The organism is Blautia acetica (assembly GCF_038739805.1).
GTDB lineage: Bacteria > Bacillota > Clostridia > Lachnospirales > Lachnospiraceae > Blautia.
Map to the genome: position 1 here is coordinate 31,485 of NZ_JBBEWO010000011.1, position 21,522 is coordinate 53,006.

The following is a 21,522-nucleotide window of genomic DNA, read 5'->3' on the forward strand; positions in this document are numbered from 1 at the left end:
AGAAAGGATTTTACCATGAAAAAAGCAGTCGGAATCATAGCGGAATATAACCCTTTCCATAAAGGACATGCCTATCACATAGAAAAAGCCAAAGAACTGACCGGAGCAGACTATGCTGTAGTCGTTTTAAGCGGTGATTTCGTCCAGCGGGGCACTCCTGCTGTTTTTTCCAAACATTTGCGGACAAAAATGGCGCTTCTGGGAGGGGCTGATGTGGTGCTGGAACTCCCCTCTTATTACGCCTCCTCCAGTGCAGAATATTTTGCCAAAGGCAGCATAGGAATTCTAAATGCTTTACATGGTATAGATTTTCTCTGCTTTGGCAGCGAAAGCGGAGAACTCTCTCCCTGTATGGCCACGGCTGAAATTTTGTCGAAAGAACCGGAAGCCTTTCAGATTTCTTTAAAAGAAAACCTGAAAAAGGGCCTCTCTTTCCCCTCAGCCCGCAAAGCTGCACTCTTAGAATACGGCGCAAAATTCCTTTCCGGTCCATGGAACAACGAATTTTTAGATACGCCAAACAATATTCTGGGAGTCGAATACTGCAAAGCGCTGCTTTCACTGAAAAGTTCTATACGTCCGGTAACACTGAAACGGGAAGGCAGCGCCTATCACGCCGAAAAACTGGAAAACAGCTATCCCAGCGCCTCCGCTGTCCGCAGAAGCCTTTCCCAATTACAGGATACGGACTCCAGAGAATTTCTCCCGGCTCTTTTATCACTTTTCACCCGGACACAGCCGGAAATGGTAGCCTCTCTGCCCCACAATCTGACAAAAGAAGACATGATGACCGAGGACGATTTCTCCCTGCTGCTAAAATACAAACTGATGCGCAGTACCCCCGACAGCCTTTGTCAGTATGCCGACATGTCCCCGGAACTGGCCAGGCGAATCTGCAACCGTTTGAATGAATTTATGTCCTTTTCCCAGTTTGCAGGACTTTTAAAAACAAAGGAACTGACCCGTACCAGAATTAACCGCGCCCTGCTCCACACGCTCCTGGAAATTCCGGCAGACCTGCCTTCCCATGCTCCCGGTTATGTGCGGCTGCTTGGCTTTCAAAAGAAAAGTTCCGAATTTCTCCGGCTTTTACAGAACAACAGTACGATTCCTGTCCTCACAAAAGCCGCGGACTACAAAAAACGGCTGCCTAAGGAAGAAATTTCTGCTTTTGAGACAGATATTTTTGTCTCCAACCTCTACCAGTCCGTACTGCATATAAAAAAACAGACCGCTTTTGTTCATGATTTGCAAAAGCCGCCTGTTCTTTTGTGAACAACGGTTTTCTTTTGCTCTGCAGGAAGCAGGTTCTGATAGCGGTACACGCTGAGCAGAAGTCCCAGAACCACATAAGATACCAGAAGGTTTGAGCCGCCGGAAGAAAGGAAGGGCAGAAAACTGGTCGTTCCAGGGAAAAATCCGGCAGCTTCCCCTATGTGAAAAAGTGTCATAAAGAGGAAAAATAATGCACCTGCATAACCAATCATCATTCCCAGCTGATTTTTCTGTTTCTTTGCCACATGCAGCCCTTTCATGGCCAGAATCAGCACCATAGCAACCACAACCACAGCGGCTATGACACCATAACTGGCGCTTAAAAACTGAACCACATCATATCTGCCATTTTCTCTTATCACTTCTGTTGAAAATCCAGAAATATGTCCCAGTCGTCCAAGATAATACTGTATTCTGTCTATCTGATAAGGGGCAAACCAATGAAGTTTCACCCCCAACACGGCAATCCCTGCCGGGAGCGCCAGCGTTATTCCCCAGAACATTCCTAGAAAAACTCCCCTTTTCACCTGAAACCAGCCTTTCCATACCGCATAACTCAAGAGAACCCCCTCCACCAGAAACAAAAATCCGGCCTGAAAAAGATGTGGCATACGGTAAGCCAGATAAACCGGAAGCAGCAGCCACAGAAGACATTTGCCAATTCCCCGTATTCCCTGTCCATAATACTGATATAAAATTCCTCCATAAAGAGGAATCGCCAGATACAACATGGAAGATATGGAAAACGTTCCGATTCCGGGAAGCGTTATCCAGCTATTGGCGCCATTCACAGATACAGGGAAAAACTCTGCCTGCAGGAAAAGGAAAAGTCCGCCCAGTCCTGCCAGAAATTTTGCATATTTTCCCAGAAAACTGTAGTCCAGGCGGTATACGCCCAGCATCAGGCCAAAGCCCAGCACCACATGAAAAATATAGCGGATAATGTGGCTGTTTCCCAAGGTTCCATCGCTTTTTCCAATCACGGTCTGAATCACAATTCCCAGAAAACTGATAAACCCTATGAGGATAATCATAGACCAACACATCTGTGGTCTGTGAAGGGCATCCAGAGAAATTCCGGTTTCTACAGGGCTTCCCATATCCTCTACCGCCCTTTTCACTGCCTCGTCCCTGTCCATGCCTTCCAGAAGATTGTCTGAAATCTGCTCTTCCAAATGTCCCCGCAGTTCTTCTTCCACCATTTTTCGGGCCTGCTTGCAGCGTATCTGCTCCAGTACTTTTTGTAAATATTCTTCCATTTGTCACCCCTCCAATCCTAAGACACTGGTTACTGCTCCGGCATATTCCCGCCACTCCGCCTCTTTCTCAGAAAGCATTCTGCGGCCTTCTCTGGTAATGCTGTAATATTTCCGCATTTTCCCCTGGATTTCCTGCTCATAAGATTGCAGAAGCTTCTTCTCCTCCATGGTGTGCAGCAAAGGATAGAGGGTTCCCGCTTTCAGCTCAAAAACATTTTGAGAACGCTGCCGTAATGTTGAAATCATTTCATACCCATACATATCTTTTTCCGACAGCAGCTTTAAAAGCAACATCGTCATACTGCCGGAAACCATTGTTTTACTGATTGCCATTTTCTACCTCCTTGTGTCAGACATTTTCAAACAAAAATATAGCATATAGTTTTTCGATATATCGATTAACTATATACTATATCGGTTATCTATATATGTCAAGGATTTTTATTCCCATTCTTCACTGCGGAGAATATCCCGTATCGTCTGCATGGACACATCCACCGAAGCAATTTCATCGGCGCACCGTTTCAGTTCCTGTCGGATGGTGGTTTCATGCTTGATATTTCTCTTATATTTCATCTGATGTTCCAGCACGGCCCAGAAATCAATGGCAATGGTGCGAAGCTGTATTTCCGCCGTGATTCCCTCCAGGTGTTTATCCGTAAATGCAACCAGAAGGTGAAGACTGCGGTAACCGTTTGGTTTGGGATAGGCAATGTAATCCTTCTCCCCTATTATGCGAATTTCACTCCTGTTGTAAAGCCACCGGGACAGACGGTAAACCTCCTCTACAAAGGAGCAGATAACCCGGACTCCGATAGCATCATGGGTATTTTTCAGTGCAGAAGCACTGTCTGTAGGGACGCCTTTTTTCTTCAGCTTTTCTATCATGCTTTCCGGTTTTTTTAACCGGGAATTTGCATATAATACCGGCTGAATCCCGTCTCTTGTCTCTTTCACCGGATATTCTTTCAATAACTCCTGCAGACATTCTTCCCCTTGCTCCAAAAGAGGCAGTGCATTTTTGTAATATTTTTCCAACGTCAATGTATACATCTCCTATTGCATAAGGGAATTAATCAAATCCGTTACCTGTGAAATAGGAATGGCATAGCCAATTCCCTCTACATCTGTAGAAGAAATCTTTGCCGTATTGATTCCCACCAATTCTCCATTCATATTCAGCAGCGCCCCTCCGCTGTTTCCCGGATTGATGGCCGCATCGGTCTGAATATAACTGACAGCCGTCTCCTGGCTGCTGTTGCTGCTGCTGATACTCCGATTGACGGCGCTGACTACACCTGTAGTAACTGACTGTCCATACCCCAGAGCATTCCCGATGGCAACCACCTGTTCGCCCACCTGCAAGTCGTCAGAATCACCGATGTCCACAATCGAAATCTTTGAAATCGTATCCTGAGACAAATCAGAAACAGAAACCTTAATCACTGCCAAATCTGTATTTTCATCATAGCCGCATAACTGCGCTTCATACGTCTCATCATCTGCAAATGTAACCGACAGTGTCGTAGCTCCCTCCACCACATGATAATTGGTCACCATATAATAATCCGAATCATCGGCATAAATAATAATACCGGAACCGCAGCTGGCTGTTTCTTCCACCTGGGACTGGGAAGGACTTCCGCCTCTTCCTTCAAAACGCCCAAAATAATTTTCCACCTCCTGCACCGATATATTCGTAACAGAGACTACGGAAGGAAGTCTCTCTGCTGCAATGTCGGAAACACTGAGATGATCTGCGTCCAGAGCGCTTGCTGTGGAAACCGTCTGCAGAGCCGGGGAAGCCGTATTCTGGTTTTGCGCGGTCTGTGTACTGCTGCTTTTTACAGTCTCCAGCCCATAGTTTATCCCATAACAGGTTCCGCCTGCCACTGCCCCGAAAAGAGCTGCGCTTAAAACCAGGGAAGTTACCTTTTTCTGAAGTTTTTTTCTTCTGCGTCGCCGCTTATATCCGGCGCTCTTTGAAAAATTTCTTGTTTCTCCTGTGTATTCTTTATATTTTGGCATATGTTTGTCCTCCTGCTTTTGTTTTCTATTGATTCTGAATCCATAATAAGCCGGAGACCTTAACTGAACTTTAAAGAATACTTGAAATCAACTTAAAAATTTTCCGGTGCTAGGCCACAGGAAAAGAAATGCTAATCAACAAGGACTTTTCGTCCTTTGTCACTGCCGCAATCTTCCCTTTATGGGCTTCCACTGTAGCTGCAGCAATGGAGAGTCCCAGACCATACCCTCCGGTTTGGGAATTCCGGGAACTGTCTGTACGGTAAAAACGGTCAAACAAATGCTGGGTATGTTCTTTGGAAATAAATTCTGTGGTATTGAACACAGACAGCCGAACCCGCCTTTTTTGCTTTTCCAGCGTCACTGCAATTTCTCCGTTCTCACCAGAGTACTTAACAGCATTGTCCAGCAAAATAGTTACCAGACGGCGGATGGCCTTCTCGTCCCCGCGCATGGAAATCATGGGCGCAATGTTTCCGGTAAGATTTTTATGCTGGGTCTTTGCCAGAGCCTGAAAGGTTCCCAACGTTTCCTCCACCACATCAGAAAGAGGAAAATCCACCATCAGTTCCCGGGTCTGCTCCTCTTCCATACGGGAAAGCAGAATCAGATTGTTGGTTAAATCCGCCAGACGTTTTGTCTGATTCTGAATGTCACTGAGCCATTCACTTTCTCCGAAATCCATTTCCAGCACTTCCGTATCTGCATCAATAATGGTCAAAGGCGTCTTTAACTCATGTCCTGCATCGGTAATGAACCGCTTCTGCTTTTCATAATTTTCCGAAAAAGGCTTTACAATACGGGCAGACAGAAAAAACAACAGCGCAAATACCGCCGCAAGCCCGGATACAGAAACTCCCAGCGCTGTCAGGGCAAAATTGCTGAAAGTCTCAAGATTTCTTCTGCAGTCCAGAAAAATAATCCGCACCTCTGAATCCGAAGTGTACACACAATACCGATAATCTCCCATAAACCCCTTATCCTGCCCTTTTTCCCATACGGTTTCGGCATACTCCATGGCCTCTGAATCGTCCACAGACACAATTTGTCCCGTGTCTGCTGAAAGGGCCTTTCCGTCTTCATTCAGCAAAACGGAAAAATACCGGGATTCATAGGGCAGTTCCGGGGACATGAGATGTTCTTTTTCGTAAGCATCTTTCATTTCTTTTTTTTGTTCCGGTTCTCCATGGGGCGGCATGTCCGGAAACTGACCGGAATTTTCTTTCAGAATATTCAGTACCTGATCTGCGTCTGCAACGATTTTCTGATAGTTTAAAATACCGATACTTCCTTCTATAATCAGCAGTACAACCAAAAGAGAGACCATAGAGGCCAATACCAGCTTTTTCCGCAATTTTTTTATCATTTGACTTCCTCCAGGGAGTATCCCGCATTTCTTACAGCTTTAATCTGAATATTCGCATGGAGAGCAGCCAGCTTTTTCCGCAGATAAGAAATGTAAACCCAGACTACATTGATTTCTGCTTCGCTGTCATAGCCCCATATTTTTTCCATAAAACGTTCTGAGGAAATCAGATTGCTGGGGTTGCTCATCATAAGTTCCAACATCTGAAACTCCTTATTGGCCAGCCGAAAGCTGCCGGTAGGTGTGGTAAGTTCAAAGGTCGCTCTGTCTAAAGTCACGTTTCCAATCTGCAGTTTAGAATTTGCCTGAGCCGTTTGTGTCCGTGTCATGGCCCGGATTCGGGCTAAAAGTTCTTTGGAATGAAAAGGCTTTGCCAGATAGTCATTGGCCCCTGCATCCAGACCGGCCACCTTATCATCCACTTCTGATTTGGCAGTCAGAAGCAGCACGGGAAGCAGATTACCCCTGCTGCGAAGTTCCTTTAATACCGTAATACCATCTACCTTTGGCATCATAATATCCAGAATCACGCCGTCATAATTGTCGGCGTCCAGATAGGCCAGCGCCTCTTCTCCATCGTAAACCGCATCCACGGAGTAATTGTTCCGCTCCAAAATGGCTGTTAGTGCCTTGGATAATGCTTTTTCATCTTCTGCAAGTAATAAACGCAATGTTCATTCCCTCCTCTGTATTTTTACTTTTTTCTTTGTAACAAATATAGGTGCAGAACCTTAAATGTACCTAAAAGTCTTTGAAAATATCACGCATTCCTTTTTAAATTATACCATACTCTTTTTCTAATACAAACTTTTTTCCTTTGACTATTTCCTCAATCCATGTTATGGTATCTTATATATTCCAGACAGAAAGAGGTGGAAAGAAAAATACTCATTCCCACCCTCTATTGATATCTTATTTTGCCGTCCTTTTCAGACGGAAGGATAAAAGGAGCTGCAAGGGGTTTTCTTTCCTGCGGCTCCTTTTATCGTACAAAATTTCTTTTAGAGAAGGAGGGACTTCACCATGTCCATGATTAAAATAGAAAATCTCACATTCTCCTACCCTTCCAGTTCTGACAATATTTTTGAAAATGTCAGCTTTCAGATTGATACGGACTGGAAACTGGGATTTGTGGGCAGAAACGGCAGGGGAAAAACTACATTTTTAAATCTTTTACAGAACAAATACGAATACAGCGGAAAAATCCTGAGCTCTGTGTCCTTTGATTATTTCCCCTGTCCGGTCACAAAAAAAGAACGGCTTACAGAAGAAATTCTCTGGGACATTGCGCCTCTTGCAGAAGAATGGGAATTTTTAAAAGCCTACCTGAAAAAGAAGAAAGGCTTTCTTCTGGTTTCCCATGACCGCTGCTTTCTCGACAACTGCGCAGACCACATTCTGTCTTTAAACCGAACCAATATCGAAATACAAAGCGGAAATTTTTCTTCCTGGATGGAAAATTTCAAACGGCAGCAGGACTTTGAAACATCCCAAAACGAACGTCTGAAAAAGGATATTTCCCATTTGCGGCAGGCGGCCCAGAGAACTTCTGCCTGGTCTGTCCGCACAGAAACTGCCAAATATGGAAACGGACCTGTAGACAGAGGCTATATTGGCCATAAATCCGCTAAAATGATGAAACGTGCAAAAACGATTGAAGCCCGGCAGAAACAGGCCATAGAAGAAAAATCCGGCCTTTTGAAAAATGCAGAATATACGGAAAATTTAAAGCTTTTCCCTCAGAAATATCATACAGATACTCTGGCTTCCTTTTCCCATATCTGCATTTGTTATGACCGGAAACCTGTCTGCGGACCGTTTTCCTTTTCTGTACAGCAAGGGGACCGTCTGGTGCTGCATGGAAAAAACGGCAGCGGCAAAAGCAGCCTTTTAAAACTTTTGACCGGGATATCTGTTCCTCATACAGGCACAGTTACCGTAGGTTCCGGGCTTCAAATTTCCTATGTTCCACAGGACACTTCCCACTTAAAAGGCACACTTTCAGACTTTGCGGCCCAGAACCAGATAGAAGAAACCCTGCTGAAAACCCTGCTGCGGAAAATGGACTTTACCCGTACACAGTTCCTGAAAGATATGCGGGATTTTTCAGAAGGCCAGAAAAAGAAAGTGTTGGTAGCCAAAAGTCTCTGTGAGCAGGCTCATCTCTATGTATGGGATGAACCCCTGAACTTTATTGACATCTATTCCCGTATGCAGATAGAAGAACTCATACTGGAATTTGCACCCACCATGATTTTCGTAGAACATGACCGCACATTCCGCCAGAAAATAGCAACGAAAACCATAGAAATCTAAAATTCCAGCGAAAAAGAGCAGCATCCAGAGATGCCGTACTCTCCAGATTCTGCTCTTTTCACTTTTCTTATATTCTTTTTATTTTCTGGTTCTGTTTATTTCTGTATTTCAGATTGTTCCGAATACGTCCCCCGCAGCCTGCGCAGAACAACAGCACAAACACCATGACTACAACCATAGAAAGCTGCCCTGTTGTCCACGCCGCAACAAATGCATACACATTCAGAAACAGCAGCAAAACGCCCCAGTACAGGCATACCGTGCCCTCGCCTCTGCACCATGCCCGGTTTTCTTCTTTTTGGGTTTCATCAAATCCCGCGGTGGGAAACTTTTTCTTACGGAACATATACATGCCGCGAATCACATAAAAAATACCAAAAACCCCGGAAAATTGTATGACAATACTCAGTACCGACCAAAGAGATTCCATTTCCTCTTCTCCTTAGTTCTTAAAGCTGTGAATCGGCGCCGGGATTCTTCCGGTTCTGTTCACAAAGTTTTCGCAGGAATAGGGATTCACCGGCATAACCGGCGCATAGCCCAGAAGACCGCCGAATTCCACCGTTTCTCCCACGCCTTTGCCGATAACCGGAATCACACGCACGGCTGTAGTTTTCTGGTTTACCATACCGATGGCACATTCGTCTGCAATAATGCCTGCAATCGTGGTTGCTTTTGTATCTCCGGGAATCGCAATCATATCCAGCCCTACGGAGCAGACACAAGTCATAGCCTCCAGCTTTTCAATGGTCAGGGCATTCGCTACAACTGCGTCAATCATACCCTGGTCTTCGCTGACCGGAATAAAAGCACCGCTCAATCCGCCTACATAAGAGGAAGCCATCACACCGCCTTTTTTCACCTGGTCATTTAAAAGAGCCAGAGCAGCCGTGGTTCCCGGCGCGCCTGCATATTCCACACCGATTTCATGGAGAATATCTGCCACACTGTCTCCAATAGCCGGAGTCGGCGCCAGAGAAAGGTCGATAATACCGAAAGGAATCCCCAGACGTCTGGACGCCTCCTGAGCCACCAACTGTCCCACGCGGGTAATCTTAAAGGCCGTCTTTTTAATCGTTTCGCAGAGCACTTCAAAATTCTTGCCTCTCACCTGTTCCAGCGCCTTTTTCACAACACCCGGACCGGATACGCCTACATTGATAACCGCGTCTGCCTCGGTCACTCCGTGAAAAGCACCTGCCATAAACGGATTGTCGTCAGGAGCATTGCAGAATACCACCAACTTTGCACAGCCCAGAGAATCCTCTTCCTTGGTAGCCTGAGCCGTTTCCAGAACAATACTGCCCATAAGGCGCACGGCATCCATGTTGATTCCTGTTTTGGTAGAACCCAGATTCACAGAACTGCATACCCGCTCCGTAGAAGCCAGCGCTTCAGGAATAGAACGAATCAAAAGCTCGTCTGCCGCTGTCATGCCCTTACACACGGTGGCAGAATAGCCCCCGATAAAGTTGACGCCCACCTCTTTCGCCGCCTTATCCAGCGTCTTTGCCAGACTGACAAAATCCTCCGGTGTCTTGCAGGCTGCACCGCCTACAAGTGCAATAGGGGTTACAGAAATTCTTTTATTGACAACCGGAATTCCGAACTCCTTGGAAATATCATCTCCTGTTTCCACCAGATGTCTGGCCAGTCCCGTAATTTTTTCGTAAACCTTACGGTTCACCTGCTGTAAATCGGAATCAATACAGTCCAGAAGACTGATACCCAGCGTAATGGTGCGCACGTCCAGGTTTTCTTCCTCAATCATTTTATTTGTCTCATTGACTTCATACATGTTAATCATAGGTGATTTTCCGTCCTTTCTGCCTGCTTCTTAAATCCGGTGCATTTTTGTGAAAATATCTTCTAACTGCACACGAATCACCACGCCGATTCCATTTCCAATATCTTCCAGTTCTTCGGAAATCACATTGAGTTTTTTTGCAGACATGCTGGTATCTGTAATCATCATCATATTGAAATATCCGTCTACAATCGTCTGAGAAATATTCAGAATGTTAATTTTGTTCTCTGCCAGGTAAGTACATACCTTTGCAATAATTCCTACGGTGTCTTCTCCCACAACGGTAATAATGGTCTTCTTCATGATTAGCTCCTCATTTCTTATTTTATTTGTAAAATGTTTCTTTCTACCTGCTGTCTTTACACAGTTACCAAATCCGACACCTGCTCCCGGTGTGCCACAGCAATTTTAAAATCCGAAGATTTCCAGGGATTTTCCCCCATAGTCACCTCGGAGCAGACCGTTTCATAAGCCAGCGCTTCGTAATTGTTCTCCCGACTTAAATGTCCCAGAAAAACAGCTTTCATCCGCTCATGCAGCAGACGGCACAAAAGGCGGCCTGCCGTTTCATTGGAAAGATGTCCCCGGTTTCCCAAAATACGCTGCTTCAAATAATAGGGATAACTTCCCACCTGCAGCATATTTACATCATGGTTGGCTTCCAGCAAAAGCACATCCAGTCCGGAGAGATTCTGCACTATGTAATCATCATAATATCCCAAATCCGTGGCAATGCCTGCAGACTTTGTACCATGATTTATCCGGTATCCCACCGGTTCTGCCGCGTCATGAGAAATGGCAAAGGGCTGCACCTGCAAATCCCCGATTTGAAATTTTTTGTCTGCCTCTATGGGACGGAAAAGCCCTTCCGGCATTTTCCCCAGGCTGCTCATGGACTGCATGGCCTCCATGGTTCCCCTGGTGCAGTAAATGGGGATTTTGTGCTTTCTGGAAATCACCCCAAGTCCTTTGATATGGTCGGAGTGCTCATGGGTAATCAAAATACCGTCGCAGTCCCCGGTGGTGTGGTCAATGCTTCGCAGTCCCTCTTCAATGCGTTTTCCGCTGATTCCTACATCTACCAGCAGGCTTGTGGTATCACTTCCCACATAGATACAGTTTCCGCTGCTGCCGCTGGCTATACTACAAAGATTCATAATATGTCCTCATTTTCCGTTCGATCTGAAGATAAGTATGAGCTACATCTTCATCATTATATAATTGGAAATCACAGCGCTCTTCAAAGACCTCTTCCGGAAGCTGGTTGTCCATCAGCTTTTTGATTTTCTCATCTGAATAGCCTCTGTCTCTGCGCAGTCTTTCCATGCGTACTTCTTTTTCGCAATAAATATACCATATCTCATCACAAATTTCATCATATTTTTCTTCCAGAAGCAAAGCCGCCTCAATAAAGAAAAATTCCGTCTCTTCTTTTCTGGACCGTTCAATTTCCCTTAAAATGTATTTTTTCACTTCCGGATGTACAATATCGTCCAGCTTTTTCAGCATTTCGGGATTATCAAAGACAATGGATGCAATGGCTGCCCGGTCCAGAGAGGTGTCCTCCCTTACCACCCAGTCCCCGAAAAGCTGAATCACCGGTTCATAGCACTCTCTTCCGGGCATCATCAGCATATGCCCCACTTCATCTGCCTTTACCACTCTGGAGTCGAAATGTTCTTCCATATAATTCAATACCGCGCTTTTGCCGCTTCCCACGCCGCCGGTTACTCCTATAATCCTCATAGACACTTCCTCCTTTGTAACGCATTTCTCTATTTATTTTGCCTCATACCAGCTTTTGCCGGTGTGCATATCAATTTCCAGGGATACGGATAACTCCGCCGCTCCCTTCATTTCCTGCTCCAGAATGGCGGAAACCTGTTCCACCTCATCCTCTGCCGTTTCAATCAGCAGCTCATCGTGTATCTGCAGAATCAGTCTGGATTTCAGATTTTCCTCTTTCAGGCGGCGGCTGACCTGAATCATGGCAATTTTAATAATATCTGCTGCCGTGCCCTGAATAGGGGAATTCATGGCTACCCGCTCCCCAAAGGAACGCTGCATAAAGTTGCTGGATTTCAGTTCCGGCACAGGACGGCGGCGTCCGAACATCGTACTGACATATCCCTCGTCCTTGGCCTGCTGTACCAGATTATCCAGAAATCCCTTTATCTTCGGATAAGTCTCAAAATAATTTTTAATGTACTGCTCTGCCTCTTTTCTCGTAATGCTCAAATCCTGGCTAAGTCCGAAAGAGCTGATACCATACACAATACCGAAGTTGACGGCTTTGGCATTCCGTCTCTGCAGAGGAGTTACCTCTTCAAAAGGAATGTGGAACACCTGAGAAGCCGTCATTCTGTGGATATCCTGGGCTTCCCGATAAGCCTGTATCAGCTTTTCGTCCCCGGACATATGAGCCAGAACACGCAGTTCAATCTGGGAGTAGTCTGCGTCCAAGAACACATACCCGTCTTTGGGAATAAATACCTTTCTAAGAAGCCGTCCCAGTTCTGTCCGCACCGGAATATTCTGCAGATTGGGCTCTGTACTGCTGATACGCCCTGTGGCAGTAATCGTCTGGTTAAAAGTGGAATGAATTCGGCCGCCTTCATCAATATAGCCCGCCAGACCGTCCGCATAGGTGGATTTCAGTTTGGTAAGCTGGCGGTATTCCAGAATATCCGATACAATGGCATAATCTGCAGCCAGCTTTTCCAGTACATCTGCCGCCGTGGAATATCCGGTTTTCGTCTTCTTTCCTCCCGGCATCTGCAGCTTTTCAAAGAGAATCACTCCAAGCTGCTTGGGAGAATTGATATTAAATTCTTCCCCTGCCTGCTGCCAGATACTTTTCTCCAGTTCTGCAATCCGCACCTGCAGCTTTTCTCCATACTCCTTCAATTCTTCTGCATTCACCCGGATTCCCTCTTTCTCCATATCGGAAAGGGTAAACAACAGAGGCATTTCCATATCTGTATACAGCTTTTTCATCCCTGCTGCTTCCAGAGCCTCCAAAAGAGGCTGTCTGGCTTTTAAAGCCGTATAAGCCATATAGCAGACGCTTTTTGCCAGTTCCTCTTCTTTCTCTGCCGCTGCCTTGGAATAAGAAAGTTTTCCCAGCAGGTCTTCCTTTGCAGGGAGCATTTCTCCCAGATATTCTCTGGCAATATCGTCATAAGCATATTCGGATTTCAAGGGATTTAAGAGATAGGCGGCTATCTGGGCGTCAAACATGGCGGTATGATGGTCTAAATCCATATGCCGCAGCATGGCCTTTACATTCAAAGACGCCACCGCATTTCCCTGCTGACAGAGCATTTTTGCTTTATCCAGAAGATATGCTTCCGTCACAAATCCCTGGGGCAGCATGCCGTACACTTGCAAATCCCCTTCTTCCTCATAAGCCAGACCAAGCCCCAGAATCATTCCTTTTTCTTCCAGAAGTTCCAGTCCCACCCGCTCTTTCTTTTGAGCCAGTGCAAAAAGTTCCTCTGCTTTTGCAAAATCCGTAATGGTTGCAAAATGCTCTTCTGCCTTGCTGGTATTTCCAGTCTCTTCAAATCTGGAAAGGAAATTTTTAAATTCCAGTTCCTTAAAAAATTCGTAGGCTTCCTGAGTATATAAATCATGGATTCTGGCAGTTTCCCAGTCATACTCCACCGGACTGTCAATGCGGATAGTTGCCAAATCCTTACTGAGTACCGCTAAATCATAATGCTCTAAAAAAGCATTTTTTGCTTTGTTGGGCTTAATTTCCTCTGCATGGGCATGGGCATTTTCCACACTGCCGTACTCTAAGAGCAGCTTGGTAGCCGTTTTTTCTCCCACTCCGGGAAGCCCCGGAATATTATCCGCCGTATCTCCCATCAGGGCTTTCAGTTCAATAATCTGCAGCGGGCTTAACTGATAAGCCTCCTGCACATCTTTTGCAAAATAATCTTCAATGGTGGTTTTTCCGCCCTTTGTCTTTGGAATACGAATGCAGATATGGTCTGTAGCCAGCTGCAGCAAATCCCTGTCTCCGGAAAGCACGGTGACACCCATGCCCTTGGCCTCGCTCCGTTTGGCAATCGTTCCTAAAAGGTCGTCCGCCTCATACCCCTCCATAGAGAGAATGGGCACCCCCATAGCGCCAAGCACATCCTTCATCACCGGCACCTGCTGGCGCAGTTCCTGGGGCATGGGTTTTCTGGTTCCTTTATAGGCGTCGTACATCTTGTGCCGGAAGGTGGGCGCCGAAAGGTCAAAGGCAACCGTAAGATAATCCGGTTTTTCTTCTTCCATCATTTTGAACAGGATGTTTAAAAAGCCGTAAATGGCATTGGTGTGAAGCCCTTCGGAATTGGTCAAATCCGGCAGGCCGTAAAAGGCTCTGTTTAAAATACTGTGTCCGTCTATCAGCAGGATTTTTTCCCTCATTGTATTCTCCTTATCTGGTTCATTTTTGTCTTACATACGGGATAGCGCAGCCGTCAAAAGCCGCTTGAAATCCGGGGCTTTTTGGTCTGCTATCTCCTGTACCTCTTTATGGTTTAAAGGGGTTTCGCTCATGCCGCAGGCCAGATTGGTAATACAGGAAATTCCGCAGATTTTCATGCCGCAGTGATTGGCCGCCACAGCCTCGCAGGCCGTACTCATACCTACTGCGTCTGCACCCAGAATTCTGCACATACGCACTTCTGCCGGAGATTCGTAATTGGGACCGGTAAGCTGGATATAAACCCCTTTCTGAAGAGGAATCCGCAATTCTTCTGCCGTGCTCTCTAAAAGCTTCTGCAAATCCTTATCATAGATTTCACTCATATCGCTGAACCGCTCTCCCAGTTCTTCCACATTGGAGCCAATCAGCGGCGATGGGACAAAGGAGGAAATCTGGTCTGTAATCATCATAAAATCTCCCGGCCGGAAGTCAAAATTCACTCCTCCCGCCGCATTGGTAAGAAACAGAATCTCGGCTCCCAAAAGCTTCATCAGACGCACCGGAAGCACCACATCTGTAATGGAATACCCCTCATAATAGTGAACTCTGCCCTGCATAATGATAACAGGCACGCCCTTTACATATCCAAGGACGAATCGTCCCTTGTGTCCCGGTACGGTAGACACGGGAAAGCCCTGTATTTCTTCGTATGGTATGATTTGGTGAATTTCTATCTCTTCTGCATAGTCTCCCAGACCGGAGCCTAGAATCAGCGCCACCTTTGGCACAAAGTCTGTCTTCTGCCGGATACTGGCCAGACAGCCCTGGAGTTTTTCGTATACCGGATGCATAACTATCCCTCTTTTCTTTGTTTATCAAGTAGTATAGCATAAAAAAAACAAAAAAGACAGGCAGGACACCTATCTTTTTTGTTTTTCTCTTTAGAATTATAAAGCGTGGATAAAACGCTGGAACGCTTCCCGGCCCTCTTCCGTGCATTTGTAAACCCCTGCGTCTTCCAGCACATGGACAAAGACCTGTCCCACTTCTTCCTGCAGAATGTCCATCACATTGTCCTTGGTAAGGTTTGGATATTTCGGCAAAAATTCTTTTACCCAGTCTGCATGTTTTACCAGCATTTCATGTTGTGCAGGGTCTTTTCCTTCCAGCAGGCAGGAAGCCAGAAGCTCCAGTTCCTCTTTCAGTCTGGCTGGCAGTACTGCCAGACCCATAACTTCAATTAAGCCGATATTCTCTTTCTTGATATGGTGGTAGGCTGCATGAGGGTGATACAGTCCCAGTGGATGTTCTTCTGTGGTAATATTATTGCGCAGAGTCAAATCCAGTTCAAAAAACTCTCCTCTTTTTCTTGCAATCGGTGTAATCGTGTTGTGAAGTTCTCCTTCTGTCTCAGCAAAGATAAACGCCTCTTCATCGGTGTAGCCTCTCCACACCTCCAGTACATGGCTGGCCAAATCAATCAGCCGTTTTTCATCTTTGCTGCGAATTCTCAGCACAGACAACGGCCATTTTACAATGCCGGCCTCTACATCTTCGTATCCCGAAATGGTGACTTCCTTTTCCATAGGTGCCTTTTCCATAGCAAAGGTATAATGTCCGCCCTGGAAATGGTCGTGGCTTAAAATAGAACCTCCTACAATGGGAAGGTCTGCATTGGAACCCAGGAAATAGTGAGGAAACAGCTTGATAAAGTCAAACAGCTTTACAAAGGTATTTCGCTCAATTTTCATAGGTACATGCTGTCCGTTAAACACAATACAATGCTCATTGTAATACACATAAGGAGAATACTGAAAGCCCCACTGGCAATCATTTATGGTAATGGGAATAATCCGGTGATTCTCTCTGGCCGGGTGATTCAACCGTCCTGCATAACCTTCGTTCTCCATACACAGCAGGCATTTGGGATAGCTGCTCTGCTTTGCGTTCTTTGCTGCAGCAATGGCTTTTGGGTCTTTTTCCGGCTTGGACAGATTGATAGTAATGTCAATAGTACCGTACGGGCTGTCCACGGTCCATTTTCTGTCCTTTTTAATGCGGTAGCGGCGGATATAATCGCTGTCCTGGCTTAATTTGTAAAAATAATCCGTAGCCTCCTGAGGGCTCTTTTCGTATTCTTTCCAGAATTTTTCCTGCACCTGGGACGGACGGGGCATGAGACAGTTCATAATCTTTGTATCAAACAAGTCCCGGTATCCGATGCTGTCTTCGATAATGTTTCTCTTTACCGCCTCATCCAGAAGACTTTTTAAAATCGTCTCCAAATCGGCACAGATTTCTTCCTGCGGCTCTTGGTATTCGTCCTCATGGAACATATCCAGCAGCAGGTTGATGGTATAATTTTTTTCACAGGGCGGCACCAGTCCTGCATCCATTCCATACTGCACCAAATCTCTGATATCTTTATTCAACATATTTGCTTCCTCCCAATTCTGTTGTGTCATCCTGTAAAACAGACCTGCACAATTCCCTTCTCTCATTTAAAACAGTTTTTATGTTTTAATTCATCTTTTTTGTTTATAACGAAATTATAGCACAGAAAAACAAGATGTAAAGCCCTTTTTCAAAGAAATCCTGTCTCCGCCTTAATATTTCAGGCGCATAACCAAATCCTGGGGATAATCTCCGAAACAGTTCCCAAAGATATTCACACCCCCTACATGCTCTGCGTCCTCCTTAATGCCGATGCGCACTGACACATAAGGTCCCTCGGCCAAAGCATACGCTTCAATTCCCCGTCCGCTGACCTGCAGACCGTCCAGGTAAGTACCGGTCTCATCAATGTGCCAGTTTTTCAGATTACCATACTGGCTGTTTTTATCTTCCCACCAGTCCGGATTTAACTTCCCCCTTCTCCCTCCAAAATCCGAAGGGCAAGTCCAGGTTCCCGCCTCTATGCCGTTAATCCAGAGTGTGATATCCGAAGGACAGTCCAGATTGTAATCCGCTGTTTCTGAACATAACTCTGCAGAAAAATCCAGAGACTTTACCGGCTCCTTCTGCATACCCGCATTGGGGAAACGGTATTCCAGATAACCGGAGGAAAACCACACCAGCTTGGCCGTGGTCCGTCTGGGGTCGTAAAAGCAGCGCGGCTCATCCTCTCCGTCAATATACTCTTCTTCATTTACCATACCGCAGGTAGGAGTAATTTTATAATCCACATAATTTCCTACAGGCATGGAAATCACTTCTTCCCTCTGCTCCTTGGATTTTTTCTGTAAATCCAGCACCACACTGGTTTCCTGACGGATACACAGCTTCATGGAGCCCCGAATACCCGGCTTTAGCTCTGTGCGGATAAGTTCCGCCTCCTCCAGCACCCGTACATGAAGCGCTGCGGAAGAAGCAGGAATGTTCAAAAGCTCTGCAATTTCATTGACACACAAAGGTCCTTCCTGCAGAAGTCCCAGAATTTTCAGTCTGATTTCCGAAGACAGCGCCTTTCCAAGTGCCATCAATTCCTTTTCCTCTTCCAGATTGATTCGTTTACCCATTTTGCAACACCCTCGCTGTTCTTAAATCTCTTTTCTTCATTGTACCCTCGCCCCTCCCGCCTTGTCAATGACACAAGCAAAAACACCCCGGATTTCTCCGGGGCGCCTGCTATACAAACGGTTAGTCAAAATTCAGATTTTTCAGAATGTCTTCCACACTTTCATCCCCCATAAGATATACATTCGGAGATGAGTATTCTCTGTTTTTCCATAAAATGTTTACCATAATATCATATTCCACACGACTGTCCACACCATAGCGACAGTCCTCATAAGTAAGATGCTCGGAGAGTGTTTCTATCTGGGCATTGTCTTTGATTTCTACAGTCTTCTCCTGCTCTTCGTTCCAGAAACTCAGAGTCAGAGCCTCAACCTGCTCACTATCTATGGTTACCAATACCTCTTCTCCCGCTTCTTTTAAAAGTCCCATGGTCTTTGTAAAGTTCTCATAAATCGGAAGGGAGTAGCTGGTGGTATACGTATCGTTTCCATAATCCTTCCACTCTTTTTCTGTTATCAAATAACCCACAACCCGGTTTTCGCAGCTTTCCTGAAAACTCATATTTTCCAGTTCTGTCTTATACGTCTTGTAAATTTCTTCCAGCTCGCTTCTGCCTCCGGAAATCTGTTTTCTCGACTCATAAAAAGTATCCAGGTATAAATAATCTATGTCCTCTGCCTTCTGATAGCTGGTGGGCAGCATTTTTTCCCTGTAACTCCAGTCATCATACACGGCTGTTATCTGAGAAATCACTTCTTCGGTTTCCGGAATCATATAAGCCCGGTAAACGGTTCTGCCTGATTTCAGATGATAAGCCACATACACGGAAACAAGGGTTTCTCCCTGACTGTTCTGATTTGTAACATAATCCATAGGAGTTGCATACACAGACTCTCTTAATTCCGGCGCTGTCCCATAATCTGTCTTTTTTTCTTCTCTGCTGGCTTCTACTCCCATTTTTGCCAATTCATATATAGGTGCAAAGTCTTTTATCCTGGTTTTTTTCAGGAAATCACCCTCTGCATTTCTGTAATTGGTAAAATAGTCTTCACTATAGGAAAATCTTCCATTGATGCTTGGGAAATACACGGACATGGTTTCTATTTTTTCTTTTTTCGGAAGATAAGAATCATACCCTGTAATATCCATCTTATAGCCCGTCAGCACAAGAAGCACCGCAGCCAGCACCATGCCTGACGAAACACGGGGACGCAGGCTTTTTCTAAGATCCATGGTATACAAAAATTCAAAAGCCACGGACAGAACCAAGCTTACAATCAATACGGCAATCACCAGCCAGACAAAACTGTGTGTCATACCGGAACTGAAAAGCAGGGCCGTCACAAGAGCAATGGGAATGATACAGCAGACCTTAATCAACGGCTGCAGCTTCTGAAAAGCAATGGCTTTATGATAGCTTTCCGACGGACGGATTTTATAAATACAGATATCCGCTGCAAGAAGTACCACAGCCAGCACCACATGTAGAATTATCAACTGTTTCTGCAGCTGGGGCGCAATTAGCAGGGTATCCGCAACACCAATATAAGAAATTACAGGACTTAAAAAATATTCCATACTGGAATTTCCGAAATTCCCCATGGTATATAAAAAACGATCATTCAACATCTGATAAGCCATATACACCAGCCAGCCATAACTCATCATGCCCAAAAAGGCCAGAAGCGCTGTAAACAGATTTCCCGTAAGCAAAACAGCAAGTATAGCCGCACTGTAAATCACCACAAAAAATAAAATGTGAATCCCCATGGCTTGAAACAGCGTTGCCGCCGTCTGTTCGCTGAAACCACCGTAAACCGCACCTACCAGGCAGGTCAAAGCCACGGATACCAGATACGGCAGCAGGAAGGTCAAAAATCCACTGGAGAAGGAAATCATAAAAAGTTCCTCTCTCTTTAAGGGCAGGCTGTGGTAAAAGTCAGTCTTCTTTCCTGCATGCAGGTAGGAAAAACCCGTCATAGCCAGCAGCACAGCCGCGCCGATAACCACTATCTGTACACCCGGATTGGTGGAATCCAGGCATTTTAAAAGCATCTCCTGCGAGGAATTCAAAGAACTTCCCATAGCAGGGTACTGCAAAGGTGCCAGTTCCATCTGCATGATTGTGTAAGCAGGAAGCACAGCCAGCATGGACACAGACAGTAAAATCAGCAGATAAAAATTTCTGCGGATGTTTTCTTTTATGCTGTTAAATAAATAATTTCTTGATGTCATATCCAGCTACCTCCGTTTCGCTGATAAAGATTTCTTCTAAAGTAAGAGGAATGGCTTCTGCAAAAAGCGGGTTCTTCTTCTGGATTTTCTCCAGAATTTCTTCCTGCTCCCCCCGCACAACCATGGTCAGCAGAGACAGCCTTTTCTCATACTGCATGATATCCAGTTCCCTCAGCAGCAGTTCTTCATCCGCGGCTTCAGAAAGCACGCACTGCACTTTATGAATATGCAGCTTCATTTCCTCCACGTCCTTGGAAAGCAGCACACCGCCTCTGTGAAGCAGTCCCACATGGTCGCAGATGTCTTCCAGTTCCCTCAGGTTATGAGAGGCAATAATCGGGGTAAATTCCCTTTCCGATACCTCGTAGGCCAAAATACTCTTGGCAGCCTGGCGCATCACCGGATCCAGACCGTCAAAGGTTTCATCACAGAACAAATATTTCGTTCCTGCACAGACGCCCAGAAGCATGGCGGCCTGACGTTTCATACCCTTGGAAAACGTACTGATTTTCCTCTTTTTTTCCAGTCCCAGTTTGTCTGCCAGCTTTTCCACACGGGCAACATCGTATCTCGGATAGTACATGGAAAAATATCTGGCCATATCGCAGATGCTGCTGTTTTGGAAGAAATAGGAGGAATCCGGCAAAAAGAAAATCTCTCTTTTGCAGGCGGGATTCTCATATACTTCCTGTCCGTCTACCAGAATCTTTCCGCTGTCCTGTCTGAGCACACCGGCCAGTATACGCAGCAGAGTACTTTTTCCAGCGCCGTTAGTGCCTGCCAGACCAAAAATAATATTGTCTGTAATAGTCAGGGAAACTTCGTTCACTGCCTTTATTTCTCCGAATGTTTTGCACAGTTTTTCTGTTTTTATCATGATTTACCCTCCTCATAGAACTCCGCTGCTTTTTCCAGACAAAGTTCTTTTGGTATTTCCAGTTCCCGTCCTTCCCGTATCAGTTTTTTCAATTTTTCAAAAAACACGGTCTTCTGTTCTTCCTTCAATGCTTGATTTCCTGAAACAAAATTTCCCTTTCCCTTTACCGGATAAATGTACCCCTGCTGTTCCAGAATGGTATACGCTTTCTGAATGGTATTGGGATTGATAGAAAGTTCTGTTGCCAGAGAACGAACCGACGGCATCTTGGTATCTGCCTCCATAATTCCTTTTACAATCAGCATCTGAAACCGTTCTACAATCTGCTCGTATATGGGCTTTCGGTTCTGATAATCAATAACAATCAAAATGTTTCCTCCTTTCCCAAAATAGAGTTCCGTATTAAGTGTACTA

At 45.4% G+C, this 21,522-nt stretch carries 20 protein-coding genes; 2 read left to right on the forward strand and 18 right to left on the reverse strand.

Annotation, left to right across the window (positions count from 1 at the left end):
* The first annotated feature begins 15 nt into the window (after positions 1 to 15).
* On the forward strand, positions 16 to 1,275 hold the full coding sequence (locus WBS51_RS08815) for a nucleotidyltransferase (protein WP_173749485.1): 1,260 nt from the start codon (positions 16 to 18) through the stop codon (positions 1,273 to 1,275).
* On the opposite strand, the gene WBS51_RS08820 is transcribed toward WBS51_RS08815, so the two are convergent.
* From WBS51_RS08820 to WBS51_RS08845, 6 genes are all read right to left on the reverse strand, one after another.
* Positions 1,242 to 2,534: an FtsW/RodA/SpoVE family cell cycle protein gene (locus WBS51_RS08820; protein ID WP_294461910.1), complete on the reverse strand. Its 1,293-nt coding sequence runs from the start codon at positions 2,532 to 2,534 to the stop codon at positions 1,242 to 1,244. The genes WBS51_RS08815 and WBS51_RS08820 overlap by 34 nt on opposite strands.
* A 3-nt stretch (positions 2,535 to 2,537) precedes the next feature.
* Entirely contained in the window at positions 2,538 to 2,867 is a 330-nt protein-coding gene (locus WBS51_RS08825) for a PadR family transcriptional regulator (RefSeq protein ID WP_173749487.1), read from the reverse strand.
* A 108-nt stretch (positions 2,868 to 2,975) separates the two neighbouring features.
* On the reverse strand, positions 2,976 to 3,587 hold the full coding sequence (locus WBS51_RS08830; protein WP_294461906.1) for a GTP pyrophosphokinase: 612 nt from the start codon (positions 3,585 to 3,587) through the stop codon (positions 2,976 to 2,978).
* A gap of 3 nt (positions 3,588 to 3,590) precedes the next feature.
* Complete coding sequence (locus tag WBS51_RS08835; protein ID WP_294461903.1) at positions 3,591 to 4,562, reverse strand: S1C family serine protease; 972 nt, start codon at positions 4,560 to 4,562, stop codon at positions 3,591 to 3,593.
* Positions 4,563 to 4,671: 109 nt separating this feature from the next.
* On the reverse strand, positions 4,672 to 5,928 hold the full coding sequence (locus tag WBS51_RS08840) for a sensor histidine kinase (RefSeq protein ID WP_294461900.1): 1,257 nt from the start codon (positions 5,926 to 5,928) through the stop codon (positions 4,672 to 4,674).
* On the reverse strand, positions 5,925 to 6,599 hold the full coding sequence (locus WBS51_RS08845; RefSeq protein ID WP_294461898.1) for a response regulator transcription factor: 675 nt from the start codon (positions 6,597 to 6,599) through the stop codon (positions 5,925 to 5,927). The genes WBS51_RS08840 and WBS51_RS08845 overlap by 4 nt, the downstream gene beginning before the upstream one ends.
* Before the next feature lie 352 nt (positions 6,600 to 6,951).
* On the opposite strand from WBS51_RS08845, the gene WBS51_RS08850 reads away from it, so the two are divergent.
* A complete protein-coding gene (locus WBS51_RS08850) occupies positions 6,952 to 8,244 on the forward strand; it encodes an ATP-binding cassette domain-containing protein (protein ID WP_294461895.1) in 1,293 nt (430 codons plus the stop codon).
* Between the two features lie 67 nt (positions 8,245 to 8,311).
* On the opposite strand, the gene WBS51_RS08855 is transcribed toward WBS51_RS08850, so the two are convergent.
* From WBS51_RS08855 to WBS51_RS08910, 12 genes are all read right to left on the reverse strand, one after another.
* Positions 8,312 to 8,674, reverse strand: a complete 363-nt coding sequence (locus WBS51_RS08855) for a hypothetical protein (RefSeq protein WP_294461892.1) — start codon at positions 8,672 to 8,674, stop codon at positions 8,312 to 8,314.
* Between the two features lie 12 nt (positions 8,675 to 8,686).
* Positions 8,687 to 10,051 carry a PFL family protein gene (locus WBS51_RS08860; RefSeq protein ID WP_173749490.1) on the reverse strand — a complete coding sequence of 455 codons (1,365 nt, stop codon included), beginning with the start codon at positions 10,049 to 10,051 and terminating at the stop codon, positions 8,687 to 8,689.
* A gap of 30 nt (positions 10,052 to 10,081) precedes the next feature.
* Positions 10,082 to 10,354 carry an ACT domain-containing protein gene (locus WBS51_RS08865; protein ID WP_294461890.1) on the reverse strand — a complete coding sequence of 91 codons (273 nt, stop codon included), beginning with the start codon at positions 10,352 to 10,354 and terminating at the stop codon, positions 10,082 to 10,084.
* A gap of 56 nt (positions 10,355 to 10,410) precedes the next feature.
* A complete protein-coding gene (locus WBS51_RS08870) occupies positions 10,411 to 11,208 on the reverse strand; it encodes an MBL fold metallo-hydrolase (protein WP_294461889.1) in 798 nt (265 codons plus the stop codon).
* Positions 11,195 to 11,797: a dephospho-CoA kinase gene (gene coaE, locus WBS51_RS08875; protein WP_173749493.1), complete on the reverse strand. Its 603-nt coding sequence runs from the start codon at positions 11,795 to 11,797 to the stop codon at positions 11,195 to 11,197. Before coaE ends, WBS51_RS08870 begins: the two co-directional genes overlap by 14 nt.
* A 33-nt stretch (positions 11,798 to 11,830) precedes the next feature.
* Positions 11,831 to 14,476, reverse strand: coding sequence for a DNA polymerase I (gene polA, locus WBS51_RS08880; RefSeq protein WP_302228933.1), 2,646 nt, complete (start codon positions 14,474 to 14,476; stop codon positions 11,831 to 11,833).
* 30 nt (positions 14,477 to 14,506) lie between these two features.
* Complete coding sequence (locus WBS51_RS08885; RefSeq protein WP_294462241.1) at positions 14,507 to 15,328, reverse strand: purine-nucleoside phosphorylase; 822 nt, start codon at positions 15,326 to 15,328, stop codon at positions 14,507 to 14,509.
* A 96-nt stretch (positions 15,329 to 15,424) separates the two neighbouring features.
* Entirely contained in the window at positions 15,425 to 16,912 is a 1,488-nt protein-coding gene (galT, locus tag WBS51_RS08890; RefSeq protein ID WP_173749496.1) for a UDP-glucose--hexose-1-phosphate uridylyltransferase, read from the reverse strand.
* 171 nt (positions 16,913 to 17,083) lie between these two features.
* Positions 17,084 to 17,995 carry an ArsR/SmtB family transcription factor gene (locus WBS51_RS08895; RefSeq protein WP_294462247.1) on the reverse strand — a complete coding sequence of 304 codons (912 nt, stop codon included), beginning with the start codon at positions 17,993 to 17,995 and terminating at the stop codon, positions 17,084 to 17,086.
* Between the two features lie 121 nt (positions 17,996 to 18,116).
* Positions 18,117 to 20,231, reverse strand: a complete 2,115-nt coding sequence (locus tag WBS51_RS08900) for a DUF6449 domain-containing protein (RefSeq protein ID WP_294462252.1) — start codon at positions 20,229 to 20,231, stop codon at positions 18,117 to 18,119.
* Positions 20,206 to 21,108, reverse strand: a complete 903-nt coding sequence (locus tag WBS51_RS08905; RefSeq protein ID WP_294462254.1) for an ABC transporter ATP-binding protein — start codon at positions 21,106 to 21,108, stop codon at positions 20,206 to 20,208. The genes WBS51_RS08900 and WBS51_RS08905 overlap by 26 nt, the downstream gene beginning before the upstream one ends.
* Positions 21,105 to 21,476 (reverse strand): GntR family transcriptional regulator, encoded by a 372-nt coding sequence (locus WBS51_RS08910; protein WP_173749499.1) that lies wholly within the window; start codon positions 21,474 to 21,476, stop codon positions 21,105 to 21,107. Before WBS51_RS08910 ends, WBS51_RS08905 begins: the two co-directional genes overlap by 4 nt.
* Positions 21,477 to 21,522 lie beyond the last annotated feature (46 nt).